Genomic DNA, 15,623 nt, shown 5'->3' with positions numbered 1-15,623 from the left:
TTGCGGCCTATTCGTCCGTCACATTGCGCTGGTCGCGCTTCATTTCCTTCACGGAATATGCGGCTCCGGCGAAAATCACCAATGACCCTGTGACCGTCAGGAGGTCCAGAGATTCCTGGAAGAACATGATTCCGATCAGGCCGGCGAATATAAGGCGGCTATATTCCATGGGCTGTACGGCGGACGCTTCACCGTGTTTGTAGGCCTGAATATTGGAGTATTGGGCCATGGACATCACTACGCCGGTCAACAGCATGGCGACGAATTCCATAACCGTCGGTACTTCCCAGTAGAGATAGGCAGGGATTGCGAACGCGATGGCCAGTCCGAAGGATTGGTAGGTCATGATTGTCACCGGGCTTTCCGTTTTGGTCAGCACTCTGGTCAGAATCATGATGAAGGAAACGAAAACCGCAGAGATAATCGCCAGGAAGGCGTAAAAATCGATCCCGTCAAAACTGGGGTGTAAGACGATGAGGACTCCAATGAACCCGAATATCGTGGGGCCCCAGCGTTTGTGATCGACAACTTCCTTCAGGATGAAGGCGGCCAGTAGCGTGATGAACAGCGTGCGGGCGAAGGAGATCGCAGTCGCATCGGCCAGTGACATGTGAATCACTGCCGTGAAGCCTGTAGCCATTGCGCATACGGAGCAAAAGATTCGGGCTCCGTGAAGTGACAGCCGTTTTGTTTTGAAGGCGCCGGGGAAAGATTGGATGAGGCGCGGAGACAGAATCAGAATCACGCAGATCTGCCGGACGAAAAGGATTTCCCAGACGGGGATTCTTTGACCCACATCCTTTATCGCCGCTGTCATAATCGTAAAAAGCAGCGAAGCGATGAGCAGCCAGCCACAGCCTTTCAGATTCTCTGGCACGCGACTCCAGATTTGAGACGTCTTGCTCTGCACCTGTCGGGAGCCGATCAGGCCTTTCCAAGACTCTAAGCTTTCGGGCATGTGGACTGCTTACATATTTCTTGACGACGCTATTCGTGGTGTATTTTTGGTTGTTGTCAATCGGTTTGTGCCGCAATCCCTGCTGATGAAAGGCTGTTTGTTAATCATGTAACGCATCCCAAAACGGCGGGCCCATTTGCGGGAGAGTATGCTAATGATCGTCGACCTTCCTATCCTCCGATTGAAATTCCGCGATTCTCATGACTGAAAAAAATGTTGCAAAGGCGAGTATTGAGCCTTTGACCGGTGACTTTCTGGAAGCCCTTCAAAAGCAGGCCCGGATATTTGAAACGCCATGCGGTGACGGCCGTATGGTCTGGCGCAAATGGGGCGAGGGGCCTTGTGTCGTTCTGGTGCATGGCGGTTTCGGGTCCTGGAACCACTGGTGCCGGAACATTCAGGCCCTGTCGTGTGAATTCACGGTGATTGCGCCGGATCTCCCGGGACTTGGCGACAGTGACAGGCCCGATGAGCCTAAAACGGCGGAGCATATTGGCGCTATTCTGGCCAGGGGGCTGGATCAGGTTCTGCCGCCCGAGGCCGATTTTCATCTCGGATGTTTTTCTTTTGGTGCCGTTCCGGGGAGCGTGGCGGCAGTTCGGCACGGGCGCCGTGTGCGCAGCTTCACCCTGATTGGTGCCGCCGGGTTCGGCCCGCGTGAGCGTCCGACGGACGGTCTGGTCAGAATTCTGCCGGAAATGGACGAGGCGACGCGCCGGGCAACTGCCCGGAACAATCTTGAGGTTCTGATGTTTGCTGATCCCCGGAACGTGGACGATCTGGCAATCGACATTCAGCTCGCCAACACGGCGCGGGCACGGTTCCGGTCCCGGCCATTGTCACTGTCCGATACGGTGTTGCGGAACTTGCCGCTGATAAGCGCCAGACGGAACGCGATCTGGGGAGCGGAAGATGTTACGGCCAAAGGCATGCTGGCTCCCCGGAATGCGGCTTTGAGAGAAGCCGATCCGGAGGCTGAAATTGTGCAGATGGACGGTATCGGGCATTGGGTTCAGTACGAGGCACCTGACGCCTTCAACAAATGCTATCTCGAGATGCTCAAGCGGGCAGTTTGAGGACTGACGATCCGGCGTGAAAAAGCCGGACGTAAAACAATGGAGGAAGCAAAATGAAACTGGTTGTTCTACCCGGAGACGGCATAGGATCGGAGATTGTCAGCGCCACGCTGACGGTCCTCAAGGCGGCGGACGAGCGGTTCGGCCTTGGGCTGGAGCTGGAGGAGCACGCCATCGGCGAAGCGTCGCTTGCCAGCCATGGCTCGACCCTGCCTGAACCGGTGTTCGAAAGCGCATCGGCGGCGGACGGTGTCATTCTGGGACCGGTTTCAACCGCCACCTATCCGGCACCATCCGACGGCGGGCTTAACCCGTCCGCGGAATTCAGGCGACGGCTCGATCTGTTCGCCAACATCCGGCCGAGCCGTTCGGTCGGAAACGACGCGGCACTGGTCAAGGATATGGATCTGGTGATCGTTCGGGAGAATACCGAAGGGTTCTATGCCGTCCGCACCATGTTCGCCGGCGGCGGGGAGTTCATGCCGGACAAGGACATGGCTCTTGCCGTGCGCAAGATCACGCGGCAAGGCGCGGAGCGGATTGGCCGGGCTGCTGCGGAGCTGGCCATGACCAGGCGCAGGAAACTGACGATCGTGACCAAGTCGAATGTCCTGAAACTCAGCGACGGGCTTTTCCTTGAGGCAGTAACCGAGGGGGCGAGTGCTTTTCCGGAACTGGAGGTCGAGGAAGTTCTGGTCGATGCCATGGCATCGCATCTTGTCCGGAAGCCGGGGGCGTTCGATGTCATCGTTACCTCCAACATGTTTGGCGACATTCTCTCGAATGAAGCGGCCGAGCTGGCTGGCGGGCTGGGCTTCGCAGGCTCGCTCAACGCTGGGCTTCGGCACGCGGTCGCGCAGGCTGCGCATGGATCGGCGCCGGATATTGCAGGCAAGAACGTCGCTAATCCGAGTTCCGTTATGCTCTCGACCGGGATGCTGCTTGAATGGCTCGCGGACCGCAGTGACAGTAATGCATTGCGGGAAAGTGCCCGGGCGATCGAAAGATCCGTGATGATCTGCGTTGCGGATGCGGCCACGCGTACCAGGGATATCGGCGGCGCGCTGAGCACGGATGCCTTCGGAGAAGCTGTTGCCAGGCGGGTTGCCGAAGTTTGATAATTCAACGCGTATAAAGGAACGGACGATGCGTACTCTGACATTTCCGGATGGCCGGTCCGTGCCGGCCCTGGGGCTTGGCACTTGGTATATGGGCGAAAGCGCCGGAGCTCATGACGGAGAGGTCAGGGCACTGCAGACGGGTATCGACCTTGGCATGACCTTGATCGATACGGCGGAAATGTACGCAAGCGGCGGGGCGGAAGAGGTCGTCGGCGATGCCATTCAGGGGCGCCGGGATCAGGTTTTCATCGTCTCCAAGGTCCTGCCGTACAATGCCAGCCGCAAGGGGACGATCAAGGCCTGCGAGGACAGCCTGCGCCGCCTCGGAACAGACCATATCGATCTCTATCTGCTGCATTGGCCTGGCTCACATTCGCTTGCTGAAACAGTCGAGGCTTTCGAGGCTTTGCGGGAGACAGGCAAGATCGGCGGATATGGCGTCAGCAATTTCGATGTCGCGGAAATGAAGGCATGGGAAAAGGTTGCGGGTCCCGATCTCTGTCAGACTGACCAGATCCTCTATAATCTCTCCCGGCGCGGGATTGAATGGGATCTGGCTCCCTGGGCACGGGAGAGAAAGATGCCTCTCATGGCATACTCGCCGCTTGAGCAAGGACGGCTGAGAGATGGCGCGCTTGACGCGGTCGCTGCCAAGTATGGCGTAACCGCGATGCAGGCCGCGCTGGCATGGGTTCTGCGGGATCCCGGAATCATCGCCATTCCGAAGGCATCGAACCCGGAACATGTTCACGCCAACAAAGCTGCCCTTGATCTGACTCTCGACGCGGAGGATCTGGCGTTGCTTGATCGTGCCTTCCCACCGCCGAGCGGAAAACAGGCCCTGGAAGTTCTGTAGAGACTTGTCTCCAGATCCGGGTGCTCTAATTAAAGCGCATGCGATGTTTGGCTTCGCATGCGAAAGGCGTTGCGGGATTTCGTATGGCTGTTGCTGTGCGCATTCGGCCGTATCGCGTTTCTTATAAAAAGAACTTGGCAAAAATCGGACGACTCATCACAATATCAAGTATTGTGGCTTGAATACGCGACAACTTGGAGTACAGGCAATGGGTGCCGTCGATAGCAAACATGTTGAGCGTAAGAGCCTTGAGATCCTCGCTGAAGCGGTCGATCGAACGGTCGGAACCGGCTATGTGCACGCAGCCATAGCCAAGGCAGCCAAGACCCTCGAGGTAAAGGAATACAATGCGGCGGATAAGGCATTTCGGATGCTGAACCCGCGCGAGACTCGGAAAGTCGAGAAAACCGCTCTTGAGAGCGCGTCGATCCTGGCTGAGCACGGTGAGTATTCAGATCCGACCGAGGATATGAAGCCTAATCCTGAATTCGGCGATATCCGGGCGCGCTCCGTCAAACTGGGGTCCTGACGCCTTACAGCTTACAGGCTTTTTCGGGCGCCCTTTGCCGCCAGTATAATTGTGCCGGTTCCAGCCAGGGCCAGTATGGCGGTGACCATGAAGCTGCCGCTGTAGGTGCCGACGAGTTGGTAGCCCAGCGTGAAGACAGCGGGTCCGACGATCACTCCTGAAAATGTAAAGAACAGGGCTGCGCCGGTCATGTTCCCGGCTTTTCCCTGGGGGCTGTGTTCGACGACTGCCGACGCGAACACGCCGTTCCAACCCATTGCAGTAAAACCGAAAATGAAGAACAGCAGGTAGACGATACCGACCGGCCATTCCGGTGCGACGAAAACCGTCGCTAGGGCGGATAGGGCCGTCAGAAGCGCGTTGATTATGAGCGCGGTAAACCCGCTCCGGATGCGGTCGGCCAGAACACCCCATGCAATACGGCCGATCACGCCCGCGACCTGCACCGCTGTGAGCGCAAGTCCGGCTGCGACAAGGGTGTATCCGGTCTCTTCCACCAGAAAGGTCACGGCGAAGGCATTAAGGGAGAGCTGGATCGCGGCCAGAAACAGGCCGGTGAAGCACAGCCAGCGGATAGCCGGTAATTTCCAGGCGGCCTTGATATCGGCCAGAGGCGAGCGGAACAGGGGAGCGGCGCGGGACCGGTCACTGTCCCAGCGTTTCCGGAAAAACTCCATGATGAACACCATGGCAACTGCCACGCCGATGGTGACATACATGCTTGACTGCCAATCGAGCGAAAGAGCGATGGCAGGCGCGAAGGTGCTGGCGGCGATCCCGCCAAGAGGCACGCCGGTAAAGCGGATGGAAAAGACGAGATTGCGGTTCTTCGGCGTAACCACCTTGGACATCAGATGGGCGGCGGGCGGATTGATCAGGCCGTAGCCAAAGCCGATGATGAAGGAACCGAGAGCCATCAGGGGCAGGGCGCCGCTCGATATTATCAGGTGGGCGAGGGCAAAGAGCCCAAGGCTGACCTGGGAGACTCTCCAGGCACCGAGCCGGGCAACCAGCCCTCCGGCAAACAGACTGGTGATCATGCCGCCCAGATAGACCACGACCACCTGAAGACCAATGAGCGATGCGTCAATGCCGAGCGCCGCGGCGGCTTCCGGTGCGATCGCCGGAAGCCAGAGCGAAGCCATCGACCCGATCAACTGAACCCAGATCATGAAGAAGACAACCGTCACGGTATCGCGAAGCGGCGGGGTCGGCTGTGTCTCTATGTGATGTGCCATGCAGGCGTGCCGTCCGTCAGCTTGGGTGCAATGCCTCGTCGGGACCGAGCACAGCGCTGCGGAAGGTGTTTTTCACGAACTTTCCATCGCGTGGCGGCATGATGGTCTCGCCGGTCGCCACATCGATCTTGATGACGGCAACAAGCGGGAACCGGCCTTCTTTCAGGATGCTGACCAATTCATCAAGCCCGGCTTCATCCCTGATTGTCATGGTGTTGGAAATACCGGCGCCGGCTGCCATCGCTGCGAGGTCCGTGCCGCGTCCGGTCGGTGCGGCCTGCATGCCGGTTTCGCCATAATGCTCATTGTCGAGCACGATGATTGCCAGATTCTTCGGCTGCTGCATAGCAATGGTCGAGAAGCTGCCGACCCCCATGAGCTGTTCGCCATCGCCTGTCAGCACCCAGACGGTGCGATCCGGTTGTGCCAGGGCGAGTCCGAGCCCGGTTGGAGCCGCGCCCCCCATGCCGCCCCAGATGTAGAAATTCTCCGGACGATGGTCGATGGCTGCAAGATCCCAGGTCGGGGAGCCGAGGCCGCTGATACACAGGGCATCACCACGTGCTGTCATTAGTTTTTTTACAACATCGCGGCGGAAGAGTTTGTTATTGCTCATTATTCAATCTCCTGCCGACTCTTGTGCGGCGGGTGCCGAGAAGGCTTTGGCACCGATCAGTTTTTGGCTGACCAGAACGGCAACAGCCTCGCCGCCATGGAAGGACATCATCAATCCGGCCTGAACGGCATTCGCCATTTCGTCGGCGGTTTCCGCCCGAATGCAGCGCACGCCAACCGCTTCGAGTACCGGCTCGACCGCACGGCCCATGGGCATCTGCCAGGGATTGGACTCGCCATAATCGCCGCGCATGGTGACGATCATGAAAAGCGGGAAAGCGCAGGTTGTGGTCAATGACGCGATCATGTTGATCGTATTGCCCACACCGCTGCTCTGCATCATGACGGCGCATTTCTGCCCGCCGAGCCAGGCGCCGGCCGCAACGGCAATGCCTTCTTCTTCGGTTGTCAGCGGAACAGTCTGGATATCATTGTCGGCGAGGCTCGCCTTGATAAGTCCGCTGAGACCCGCATCCGGAACATAAGCGACTTGCTTGATACCATGTTCCTTGAAGAGACCATGCGCCTTCGCGCTCCAGTCACTGCTCATGAGTTTCCCGCCCGTTTATTGAGTTGCGACAACCTTGCCCGGCGCTGCGGCGGCTGTCCATCTGCGGGGAGCGGGTTATTCGGAACCAGTCCCGTTCCGCGATGTCCGTATTGCCAAGCAGTGCATTGTCTTGGTGCGGCGCCTGTCACATAGTCGTCGCGGATAGAAATCGGGAATTCATCATGTCGCTCAAGACCGACCGCCGTCTGATACCAACCGCCGCTCACTGGGGCACCTATTTCGCCGAGGTCGAGAACGGCAAGCTCGTGGCCATGCATGATTACGACAAGGATCCGGCGCCGGCCATCATCGGTCCGGGCATTGTCGATGCTATCGAGGACAAGGTACGGATACGCCGCCCGATGATCCGGAAGGGCTGGCTGGAGAATGGCCCGTCTTCTCGTGAGGGGCGTGGCAGCGATCCCTATGTTGCCGTGCCCTGGGACGAGGCACTCGACATGGCGGGTGCCGAGCTGAAACGGATCGCGGATACGCATGGCAACGAGGCGATTTTCGGCGGCTCTTACGGCTGGTCCAGTGCCGGACGGTTCCATCACGCGCAAAGCCAGGTACACCGGTTTCTGAACTGCATGGGCGGCTATGTGCGCCATGAGGGAACATACAGCTATGCGGCGGGGCAGGCGATCACGCCGCACGTCGTCGGTCATTTCAAAGATCTGCTCGATACCCATACGACCTGGCCGGTGATTGCCGAGACCAGTGAGCTGGTCGTGATGTTTGGCGGTGCCCCCGTGAAGAACGGTCAGGTGACGTCAGGCGGCGTCGGCCGTCATACCGTCTTCGAAGGGCTGAAAACCGCCTACGAGATGGGAGTTGAGTTCGTCAATATCAGTCCGATCCGGAATGATGTGATCGAAATGGTCGAAGCCGAATGGATCGCTCCGCGCCCGAACACGGATGCGGCGATCATGCTGGCACTGGCCCACACCCTCTATACTGAGGGACTGCACGACGAAGGTTTCCTTGCCGACTATTGCGTCGGTTTCGACAAGTTCCTGCCGTATCTGCTGGGCCAGACAGACGGGCAGCCGAAGACGCCGGAATGGGCGGAGGGGATCTCCGAGGTTCCGGCCGATACCATGCGTGCGCTAGCCCGCCGTATGGCAGGTGGCCGTACCATGATCATGGTCGCCTGGAGCTTGCAGCGCGCCGATCATGGTGAGCAGCCTTACTGGCTCGCAATCCTGCTTGCCGCGATGATTGGGCAGATTGGGTTGCCGGGGGGCGGTTTCGGGCTTGGCTACGGCTCCGAGAACGGCATCGGTAACCCGGTTGAAATGTTCAAATGGCCAGCTCTGCCGCAAGGCCGCAACCAAGTCGACAAGTTCATTCCGGTGGCACGGATCTCGGACATGCTGCTCAATCCCGGCGGCAGTTTCGAATTCGATGGCGGAACGCATACCTACCCGGACATCAAGGCCGTCTACTGGGCAGGCGGAAACCCGTTCCACCATCATCAGGACCTGAACCGGCTGGTACAGGCGATCCGCCGTCCGGACACCGTGTTCGTGAACGAGATCTGGTGGACAGCTTTGGCGCGGCATGCGGATTTCGTCTTCCCGACGACGACAGCTCTTGAGCGCAACGATCTCTGCATGACCCATTGGGAGCAGACCATTGTGGCCATGCAGAAGGCAATCGAGCCGGTCGGCGATTCCCGCCACGACTACGATGTTTTCACTGGCCTTGCCAAACGGGTTGGTGTCGCCGAGGCCTTCACCGAGGGCCGGGACGAGGAAGCATGGCTACGTCATCTCTGGGATCAGGCCCGGCAGCGCGCGGCGGAAGCCGATTTCGAATTGCCCGATCTTGAGACCTTCCGGGAGATCGGTGCCATGGAAGTGCTGCAGCCGAAAGAGCCAACGGTTCTGCTGCGGAAGTTCCGGGAAGATCCGGAAGCCAATCCGCTGTCCACTCCGAGTGGAAAGATAGAGCTCTTCTCGGAGACAGTTGCCGGGTTTGGCTATGAGGACACACCGGGGCATCCGGCTTGGGTGGAGCCCTATGAATGGCTTGGATCACCTTTGACCGAGACCTACCCGCTGCACCTGATCTCAAACCAGCCGAAGACCCGTCTGCACAGTCAGCTCGACAGTGGTGCGATCAGCCGGGGCTCGAAGATCCAGGATCGCGAGCCGATGAGCATGAACCCGTCCGATGCTGCCGCACGCGGGATCGAAAATGGAGATGTCGTCCGGCTCTATAATGACCGTGGAGCATGCCTCGCCGGGGTGATCATCTCCGACGCGGTACGGCCGGGCGTGGTGCAACTCTCGACCGGTGCCTGGTACGACCCGGAGGAGCCGGGCGTGATCGGCTCGCTTTGCAAACACGGCAATCCGAACGTGCTGACCCGCGATATTGGAACCTCCCGTATCGGGCAGGGACCAAGCGCGCAGTCAGTGCTGATTGAAGTCGAAAAGTATAAAGGCACGCCGCCGCCGGTGACCTCGTTCGTGCCGCCGCAGATTCTGGAAAAAGCTTAAAAGAAAAACTGTTCCGTGCCTCTGTTAATCCGGCCTTTTGTGAGAATTGGAAGACAATGCTGGTCGGTAAAATGACCCGGAAAAACCTACTCGCCTGCCTGCCAGCGGGTGGTGTGGCGATCGAGATAGGTGTCGCCGAAGGTGTGTTTTCTTCCAATATTCTCGAGATGGCCAAACCGTCCAACCTCCATTTGGTGGATCCCTGGATCCACCAAAGCCGGCCGGACTACCAGCTGGATGCCAATAATGTTGACGATGAGGCGAATGAGGAGCGTTACCAGGCGGTCCTGAAGAAATTCAGAGCCGAAATCGAAAGCGACGTGGTCCATGTCCACCGCGGCTTCTCAAAGGATGTATTACCGGAATTCGATGATCATGCTTTCGACTGGGCCTACGTGGATGCCATGCATACGCGTGACGCGGTGCGCGAAGATCTTCAACTCGTCTGGCCGAAGGTAAAGCCTGATGGGTTGATACTCGGACATGACTTTTCCAATAGCCAGGAAGCACGGGCGCGTGGTTTCGGTGTTGTTGATGGTGTGCAAGACTTCATCCGGGAAACAGGGGCGCATCTTGTCGCCATGACGATGATTTCTGAGTTTTTTCCCTCCTATGTCCTGGCCAAATCATTTCACCCAAGGCTCAGGACGTTTGCGGAGCAGTTCGTGCTGCGATCGGAGGCGACGGTTGAAATCCGGTCGAATTCTCCCGATTACCAGCACAAGATGGTCAAGATAGACGGCAAAATTATAGCCTATCCTTCTTTCTAGCGTCTTCCGGACGGGAGAGTGAAATGGTCCACGCAGCCCCTGCACCACGCACCAAAACGGAAGAATTCTATCCTGGGTTCCGGTTTCCGGAGCACCCGGTGATCCGTACGCGGGACTATCAGGACAGCCGGTTGCGGGCCTGCGGTGTCGATCCCGCTCTCTATGGAGATCAGGCGGCGGCCGGTTTGTTCGGGCAGGATTGCTTCAAGGCGATGCGGGCGGCTGGCCATCAGGTCGACGGGTTGGTCCAGACCGAGCAACGCTTCCGGCAGCTGGAGCCGATTGCCGTTGGGGAGACTGTTACCCAGCGCGGCTGGATCGAGGCCTATGAAGAGGTGCCGCGCGGGCACAGGTTGCATAGAAGCTTTGAATTCGTGTTGAAAGACGGCACCGTCGCTCTCACAGCTGATGTTATTGGCTTGGTGCCCGACAAGGACAAATGGGCGGCAGCGACCAAGAAAGCGCCTCAGTCAGCTCCATCCGATCCTCGTGACGGGTTTGAGCTGGTTTCGGAAAAAACCATGACACCGGAAGATGTTACGCTGTTTTCCTCAGACGTTGGGAACCTGATCCATTTCGAGCCTGACTTCGCAGCCAACCTCGGCTATCGCGCGCCGCTCGCGCAGGGCCTGCAGACCATGGTCTGGATGATGGGGAAGCTTACAGAGGACGGCCCTCCGGCGTCGTTCGAACTGGCTGCGAGCTTCCGCCGTCCGGTTTTCTGGGATGATGGCGCGAGCCTGTGGCTGAATCGGGCCAAGACCGGTTTTATCGACAGTATGCGTGCGTTGAATACCGGCGGGAAGGTGACCGCGGAGCTTACCGTCTCTTCGCTTTCCTACGCCTGATCCGATGAGCGGAAAATCCGTCCGGAACCTCCTCTTCGTGATGTGCGACCAGTTGCGATGGGATTATCTGTCCTGCGCAGGCCACCCACATCTTCATACTCCGCATATCGACGCGCTGGCAGCGCGTGGTGTCCGCTTCGACCGGGCTTTCTGTCAATCGCCGATCTGCGGGCCGTCGCGAATGTCCTTCTATACCGGCCGGTACATGTTCAGCCATGGCGCGGGCTGGAATAACTACCCGCTGCGTGTTGATGAATGGACCCTCGGCGATTATCTCCGGCCGCTCGGCCTCAGGGTTGCGCTGGCGGGCAAGACCCATATGAAGGAAGATCGCGCGGGTATGGCGCGGCTTGGCATGGACCCGGTTTCAGAACACGGCGTGCTGGTCTCTGAATGCGGCTTCGAGCCGTTCGAGCGGGATGACGGTCTGCATCCTGACCGGAGCGCCGACCCGGATCTGCCCTACAATCATTACCTCCGCCAGAAGGGCTATTCCGGCGCGAACCCCTGGTCCAGTCATGCGAATTCGGTGCGCGGCGAAGCGGGAGAGACCCTGGACGGCTGGTATTGGGGACATTCGAACGGCGCTGCGGAGATCCGTGAGGAGGACAGCGAGACGCCCTACATGACCGATAGGGCTATCGACTTCATCTCCGGAATGGGCGACCGGCCCTGGTGCCTGCATCTCTCCTACATCAAACCGCACTGGCCCTATATCGTTCCCGAGCCCTATGCATCGCTCTACGGGCCGGATCAGATGCTGGATGTGCACCGGGATGCTGGCGAAGAGGTGGATCCGCATCCGGTCTACGCGGCGTTCATGCGGCACAAGGACAGCCGCCTGTTCCGGCGCCCTGAGGCACGGAGAACCATCGTTCCCGCCTATATGGGGCTGATCAAGCAGATCGACGATCATTTCGGCCGCCTGATGGCTGAACTGGAGCGTCTCGGCCGGCTTGACGACACCATGATCGTTTTTACCTCCGACCATGGCGATTATCTCGGTGACCACTGGCTCGGCGAGAAAGACCTGTTTCACGAGGCGTCCGTGCGTATCCCGATGATCGTCTGCGATCCGCGTCCGGCGGCGGACGCAACCCGGGGCACGGTGTCGCGCGAGTTGGTCGAGGCCATCGATCTGGTGCCGACCTTCATCGAGGCTGTCGGGGGAGAGGCGCCCTATCATCGGCTGGAAGGCCGTTCCCTGATGCCGCTGCTTGAGGGCCAAAAGGTCGACTGGCGATCCTTTGCGGTTTCCGAGAGCGACTATTCAGGCCGGGATGCCCGTGCGGACCTCGGGCTCGACCCGATGGACGCCCGCTGTTTCATGCTGCGGACCGAGCGCTGGAAATATGTTTTCCACGAGAAGTATCGACCGCAACTCTTTGATCTGAAATCAGATCCGGACGAGTTCGCGGATCTGGGCACTGATCCGGAGCACGCCGCAATCCGTGCCGAGCTGCACGAAAAACTATTTACCTGGTTCCGCAACCGCAGGCTTCGCATCACCATTTCCGACGATGAGATCATCGCCAGAACAGGTGGTGCGGACCGGCAGGGGATTCTGATCGGCTATTGGCGGCCGGACGATCCCTGAATTGAAATCGGGAGGCGGCGTGGTGCCCTCAAGCACACCCAGACAATGCTTGAGGTTGGTCGCTGAAAACTCTGTCTTTCCGCTCTTCTAACCGGCGAACTGGACGAAGCTGGAGGAATAGAAACGGGAGAGGCCGCCGGGATTCAGCTTGTCCGGCAATGCAGTGGACTGCGCAGTTGCCGTGCGGCCGAACATTTCGTCCTCGATTTGACCCGCGTTGGGACCGCCGCTGCCCGCCTCGTATTTTGTGACCGAGAGAGCCCCGCCATATTTGCTCTTCATGGCATCCAGAACAGCGCGGGAGACAAATTCCTCAAGCTGATCTCCGGACAGCCCGTAGCTCTGCCCCTGATGATAAGCCTGCACGGAAAACTGCCCATCTGCGTTAGAGGCAAAGGTGCTGCCGGCGCCATGAACATCCATGGCAACGACCTTGCCGTTCACCCGATAGACCGTTTCCACCTCTTGCGCCCTCTGACGGGCGATCTGCGCCTCTCGTTCCTCGGCGGACTGGCCTTTCATTCTTTCCAGATTTTGTCTGAAAATCTCCGCCCATTTATCCGCAGCCTCACCATCGGGTTTGACGAATTTGGCTTTTGAGAGATCGATGGCGATGGTTTGGTCGAGGGGAATTGAAAAGGGATTGTCACTCATTGCTTGGCTCCCGAATGTGACGTGTAAAATCGGACGCTAAAGCCATGCATAAATTGTGCCGTTGGCGGGGGGCTCTTACGTCAGAGCGTTTCACCACGCAGCATTGAGACGGCGTCCTCAAAACGGGGCCGCCAGCCAAGCTCGCGGCGGATTTTTGTGCCGCTCATACGCTGCTTGAGCGCGGGACCGGCCGCCCAATCTCCGTGGCGTTCAATGGCTTCTTCCAGTGGCAGGATCCTGTGCGGGATTGCGGATTTTGACCGGGCCGCGATGGCGTCGGCAAGAGATCCGGTCGAAACGCCGTCCTCGGCGGCAACGCAGTAGCTTTGACCGGCAGGTGCCGCTTCCATGGCAAGGCGATATGCCGAGGCGAGGTCCGCTCTATGTACCAGCGGCCAGATGGCATCCGGTGTTCCCCATATCTCGATCGGCTGTCCGTTCCAGGCGGCTTCGATATAGCGGCTGAGGACGCCGCCATGCTGATCGTAGACCATGGCCGGATGGATCAGGATGGGAGCGATGCCGTCTGCCTGACAGAGCCATTGCCAGTTTTCGACCATCCAGGCGAAGCTCGGCAGCGGGTCAAACGGTGTCATCTCATCCGCGATCCGCTCGCCGGTTTCACCATAAAGCCAGCAGCCGCCGGTATAGAGGACGCGCAGAGGGATTTTGCGCTCGGCAGTATTTTCCGCGATCGCGTCGAGGAGTTTTTTGTCGATTGCCCCCATGTCGGTATCGAACGCTGCCGCTGCCTGAATGAGCGCATCAAAACCGGCTAGGGCGGGCGCCCATTCTTCCGGCCTGGTCATGTCGCCGAATAAGGGAGTGGCGCCGTTTTCGGCCAAAACAGTTGCGGCTTTTTCGGAGCGGGCGAGGGCGGTGACGCTATGGCCGTGAGCAATCAGATCTTCGAGGATTGCTGAACCGATTGAACCGGTGCCGCCGAGCAAGAGGACGTGCATGAGAAACGTTCCGGGCTGAGTGCGATATGATGCAGAGATTACAGCCGGAGCATTAAATAATTAACAAGAAAAATCTTGAAATAAAATGCGCCGGACAAGGTCATCCCGCCCGGCGCATTCAGATCAGTCGTTCGTCAGCACCACGCGGCCGACGATCTTGCCGGCGCGGAGTTCATCCAGGCTCCTCTGAACCTGGTCCATCGGGCGGTTCTCGATCGGTACCTGCTTTACCTTGCCTGCCTTGACCAGCTCCATGAGCTCCTTCAGCTCCTTGAGGCTGCCGACATAGGAGCCGATGACTGCGGCAGCGCGCAGCGGAAGGGTGGGCAGCGGGATGGTGAAATCGCCGCCATAAAGGCCGACAATGACGTAGCGGCCGCCCTTGACGAGCGATCCGTAGCCGAGCTTGGCGGTCGGATTGGCCCCGACCGTATCGACAACGGCGCGCGGCCCGCCGCCAGTGGCCTCCGCCAGAGCCTTGGCCGCATCATCCCCGGAAATATTCAGGGTCGCCGTCGCGCCCATATCCTTCGCCGCGGCCAGCTTCTTGTCATCGATGTCACAGGAGAGGATCTGCTTGAATCCCATGGCGCGGGCGATGCCGACAGCGGCAAGGCCAAGTCCGCCGGCGCCCATGATCACCAGCCACTCGTCGTCGAGCACGGGCTGCGCTTTGCGGAGTGCGCTGTAAACCGTGACGCCGGAACAGGCAAACGGCGTTGCCTCGGAGGGATCGACATCGCCGATATCGACCAGGAACATCGCGTGCGGGACCAGGATATATTCCTGATAACCGCCGTCCCGGTAGACACCGAGGGTGCGCGGCTTGGCGCAATGGTTTTCCTGTCCGGATTTGCAGATCGAGCATTCGCCGCAACCGATCCAGGGATGGATCAGTTTGGTCTCACCGGTCGGGACGGAGCCCGCATCCGGGCCACCCTTGACCACCTCGCCGAGGATCTCGTGCCCGAGCACGTGAGGCAGGGGCACGCCGCGGTCGCCCATGTTGAGACGCCCGGCCGAGCCGAGATCGAAATACCCGTCACCGATATGCAGGTCCGAGTGGCAAACGCCGCACCGCGTCACTTTCACCAGGACTTCGGTACCCGTCGGTTCCGGAATTTCTTGCTGGATCATTTCCAGCGGCTTCCCGAAATCGGTGACTTTCCAACTACGCATTTGCATGGACCTGTTTCCTCCTGTTAATCGCTATTGCGAAATTCAATTTCGTTTTCGTAACTCTAGGCGGTCTTATGTGCCGCCAACAAGGTGCGAGACTGGCATTGTCTTGAAAAACATTCTCGCGGAATCCGAACGGGTTGCCGCGAACAGATCGGTGACA

At 59.0% G+C, this 15,623-nt stretch carries 15 protein-coding genes; 8 read left to right on the top strand and 7 right to left on the bottom strand.

The genetic code is table 11. The features are described from left to right. Window positions 1-7 precede the first annotated feature (7 nt). On the bottom strand, window positions 8-958 hold the full coding sequence (locus AAC126_RS01425; RefSeq protein WP_339849201.1) for a DMT family transporter: 951 nt from the start codon (window positions 956-958) through the stop codon (window positions 8-10). Between the two features lie 200 nt (window positions 959-1,158). On the opposite strand from AAC126_RS01425, the gene AAC126_RS01420 reads away from it, so the two are divergent. The 4 genes from AAC126_RS01420 to AAC126_RS01405 all read left to right on the top strand — a co-directional run bounded on the left by AAC126_RS01420 (window position 1,159) and on the right by AAC126_RS01405 (window position 4,540). Continuing rightward, complete coding sequence (locus tag AAC126_RS01420) at window positions 1,159-2,034, top strand: alpha/beta fold hydrolase (protein ID WP_339849198.1); 876 nt, start codon at window positions 1,159-1,161, stop codon at window positions 2,032-2,034. A 53-nt stretch (window positions 2,035-2,087) separates the two neighbouring features. Further along, window positions 2,088-3,152 (top strand): isocitrate/isopropylmalate family dehydrogenase, encoded by a 1,065-nt coding sequence (locus AAC126_RS01415; RefSeq protein ID WP_339849195.1) that lies wholly within the window; start codon window positions 2,088-2,090, stop codon window positions 3,150-3,152. Between the two features lie 28 nt (window positions 3,153-3,180). Further along, window positions 3,181-4,011, top strand: a complete 831-nt coding sequence (locus AAC126_RS01410; protein WP_339849192.1) for an aldo/keto reductase — start codon at window positions 3,181-3,183, stop codon at window positions 4,009-4,011. 208 nt (window positions 4,012-4,219) lie between these two features. Beyond that, window positions 4,220-4,540 (top strand): hypothetical protein, encoded by a 321-nt coding sequence (locus AAC126_RS01405; protein WP_339849190.1) that lies wholly within the window; start codon window positions 4,220-4,222, stop codon window positions 4,538-4,540. Window positions 4,541-4,551: 11 nt separating this feature from the next. Here AAC126_RS01405 and AAC126_RS01400 read toward each other — a convergent pair whose 3' ends face one another. The 3 genes from AAC126_RS01400 to AAC126_RS01390 are packed head-to-tail and all read right to left on the bottom strand — an operon-like array spanning window position 4,552 to window position 6,943. Beyond that, on the bottom strand, window positions 4,552-5,778 hold the full coding sequence (locus tag AAC126_RS01400; RefSeq protein WP_339849187.1) for an MFS transporter: 1,227 nt from the start codon (window positions 5,776-5,778) through the stop codon (window positions 4,552-4,554). A gap of 16 nt (window positions 5,779-5,794) precedes the next feature. Next, window positions 5,795-6,394 (bottom strand): thiamine pyrophosphate-dependent enzyme, encoded by a 600-nt coding sequence (locus AAC126_RS01395; protein ID WP_339849185.1) that lies wholly within the window; start codon window positions 6,392-6,394, stop codon window positions 5,795-5,797. A gap of 3 nt (window positions 6,395-6,397) precedes the next feature. Then, window positions 6,398-6,943: a thiamine pyrophosphate-binding protein gene (locus AAC126_RS01390; RefSeq protein ID WP_339849183.1), complete on the bottom strand. Its 546-nt coding sequence runs from the start codon at window positions 6,941-6,943 to the stop codon at window positions 6,398-6,400. Window positions 6,944-7,125: 182 nt separating this feature from the next. Between AAC126_RS01390 and AAC126_RS01385 the strand changes: the two genes are divergently transcribed. From AAC126_RS01385 to AAC126_RS01370, 4 genes are all read left to right on the top strand, one after another. Beyond that, complete coding sequence (locus AAC126_RS01385) at window positions 7,126-9,450, top strand: molybdopterin guanine dinucleotide-containing S/N-oxide reductase (RefSeq protein ID WP_339849180.1); 2,325 nt, start codon at window positions 7,126-7,128, stop codon at window positions 9,448-9,450. 56 nt (window positions 9,451-9,506) lie between these two features. After that, on the top strand, window positions 9,507-10,220 hold the full coding sequence (locus tag AAC126_RS01380; protein ID WP_339849178.1) for a class I SAM-dependent methyltransferase: 714 nt from the start codon (window positions 9,507-9,509) through the stop codon (window positions 10,218-10,220). Between the two features lie 98 nt (window positions 10,221-10,318). After that, entirely contained in the window at window positions 10,319-11,068 is a 750-nt protein-coding gene (locus tag AAC126_RS01375; RefSeq protein WP_339849176.1) for a MaoC family dehydratase, read from the top strand. A 4-nt stretch (window positions 11,069-11,072) separates the two neighbouring features. Beyond that, a complete protein-coding gene (locus AAC126_RS01370) occupies window positions 11,073-12,665 on the top strand; it encodes an alkaline phosphatase family protein (protein WP_339849174.1) in 1,593 nt (530 codons plus the stop codon). An 87-nt stretch (window positions 12,666-12,752) separates the two neighbouring features. On the opposite strand, the gene AAC126_RS01365 is transcribed toward AAC126_RS01370, so the two are convergent. The 3 genes from AAC126_RS01365 to AAC126_RS01355 form a co-directional block, all read right to left on the bottom strand. After that, complete coding sequence (locus tag AAC126_RS01365; protein ID WP_339849172.1) at window positions 12,753-13,319, bottom strand: hypothetical protein; 567 nt, start codon at window positions 13,317-13,319, stop codon at window positions 12,753-12,755. Window positions 13,320-13,399: 80 nt separating this feature from the next. Continuing rightward, window positions 13,400-14,281, bottom strand: a complete 882-nt coding sequence (locus AAC126_RS01360) for an NAD-dependent epimerase/dehydratase family protein (RefSeq protein WP_339849170.1) — start codon at window positions 14,279-14,281, stop codon at window positions 13,400-13,402. Window positions 14,282-14,404: 123 nt separating this feature from the next. Then, on the bottom strand, window positions 14,405-15,466 hold the full coding sequence (locus tag AAC126_RS01355) for an alcohol dehydrogenase (RefSeq protein ID WP_339849167.1): 1,062 nt from the start codon (window positions 15,464-15,466) through the stop codon (window positions 14,405-14,407). Window positions 15,467-15,623: the final 157 nt, after the last annotated feature.

The organism is uncultured Nisaea sp. (assembly GCF_963974195.1).
GTDB lineage: Bacteria > Pseudomonadota > Alphaproteobacteria > Thalassobaculales > Thalassobaculaceae > Nisaea.
Note: the sequence above shows the minus strand (reverse complement) of the source record. Positions and strands in the feature narration are given on the sequence as shown.

Bases quoted from the DNA above. Each gene is read 5' to 3' on its own strand.
- AAC126_RS01425 (WP_339849201.1), bottom strand. From the start codon at position 958: ATGCCCGAAAGCTTAGAGTCTTGGAAAGGCCTGATCGGCTCCCGACAG.
- AAC126_RS01420 (WP_339849198.1), top strand. From the start codon at position 1,159: ATGACTGAAAAAAATGTTGCAAAGGCGAGTATTGAGCCTTTGACCGGT.
- AAC126_RS01415 (WP_339849195.1), top strand. From the start codon at position 2,088: ATGAAACTGGTTGTTCTACCCGGAGACGGCATAGGATCGGAGATTGTC.
- AAC126_RS01410 (WP_339849192.1), top strand. From the start codon at position 3,181: ATGCGTACTCTGACATTTCCGGATGGCCGGTCCGTGCCGGCCCTGGGG.
- AAC126_RS01405 (WP_339849190.1), top strand. From the start codon at position 4,220: ATGGGTGCCGTCGATAGCAAACATGTTGAGCGTAAGAGCCTTGAGATC.
- AAC126_RS01400 (WP_339849187.1), bottom strand. From the start codon at position 5,778: ATGGCACATCACATAGAGACACAGCCGACCCCGCCGCTTCGCGATACC.
- AAC126_RS01395 (WP_339849185.1), bottom strand. From the start codon at position 6,394: ATGAGCAATAACAAACTCTTCCGCCGCGATGTTGTAAAAAAACTAATG.
- AAC126_RS01390 (WP_339849183.1), bottom strand. From the start codon at position 6,943: ATGAGCAGTGACTGGAGCGCGAAGGCGCATGGTCTCTTCAAGGAACAT.
- AAC126_RS01385 (WP_339849180.1), top strand. From the start codon at position 7,126: ATGTCGCTCAAGACCGACCGCCGTCTGATACCAACCGCCGCTCACTGG.
- AAC126_RS01380 (WP_339849178.1), top strand. From the start codon at position 9,507: ATGCTGGTCGGTAAAATGACCCGGAAAAACCTACTCGCCTGCCTGCCA.
- AAC126_RS01370 (WP_339849174.1), top strand. From the start codon at position 11,073: ATGAGCGGAAAATCCGTCCGGAACCTCCTCTTCGTGATGTGCGACCAG.
- AAC126_RS01365 (WP_339849172.1), bottom strand. From the start codon at position 13,319: ATGAGTGACAATCCCTTTTCAATTCCCCTCGACCAAACCATCGCCATC.
- AAC126_RS01360 (WP_339849170.1), bottom strand. From the start codon at position 14,281: ATGCACGTCCTCTTGCTCGGCGGCACCGGTTCAATCGGTTCAGCAATC.
- AAC126_RS01355 (WP_339849167.1), bottom strand. From the start codon at position 15,466: ATGCAAATGCGTAGTTGGAAAGTCACCGATTTCGGGAAGCCGCTGGAA.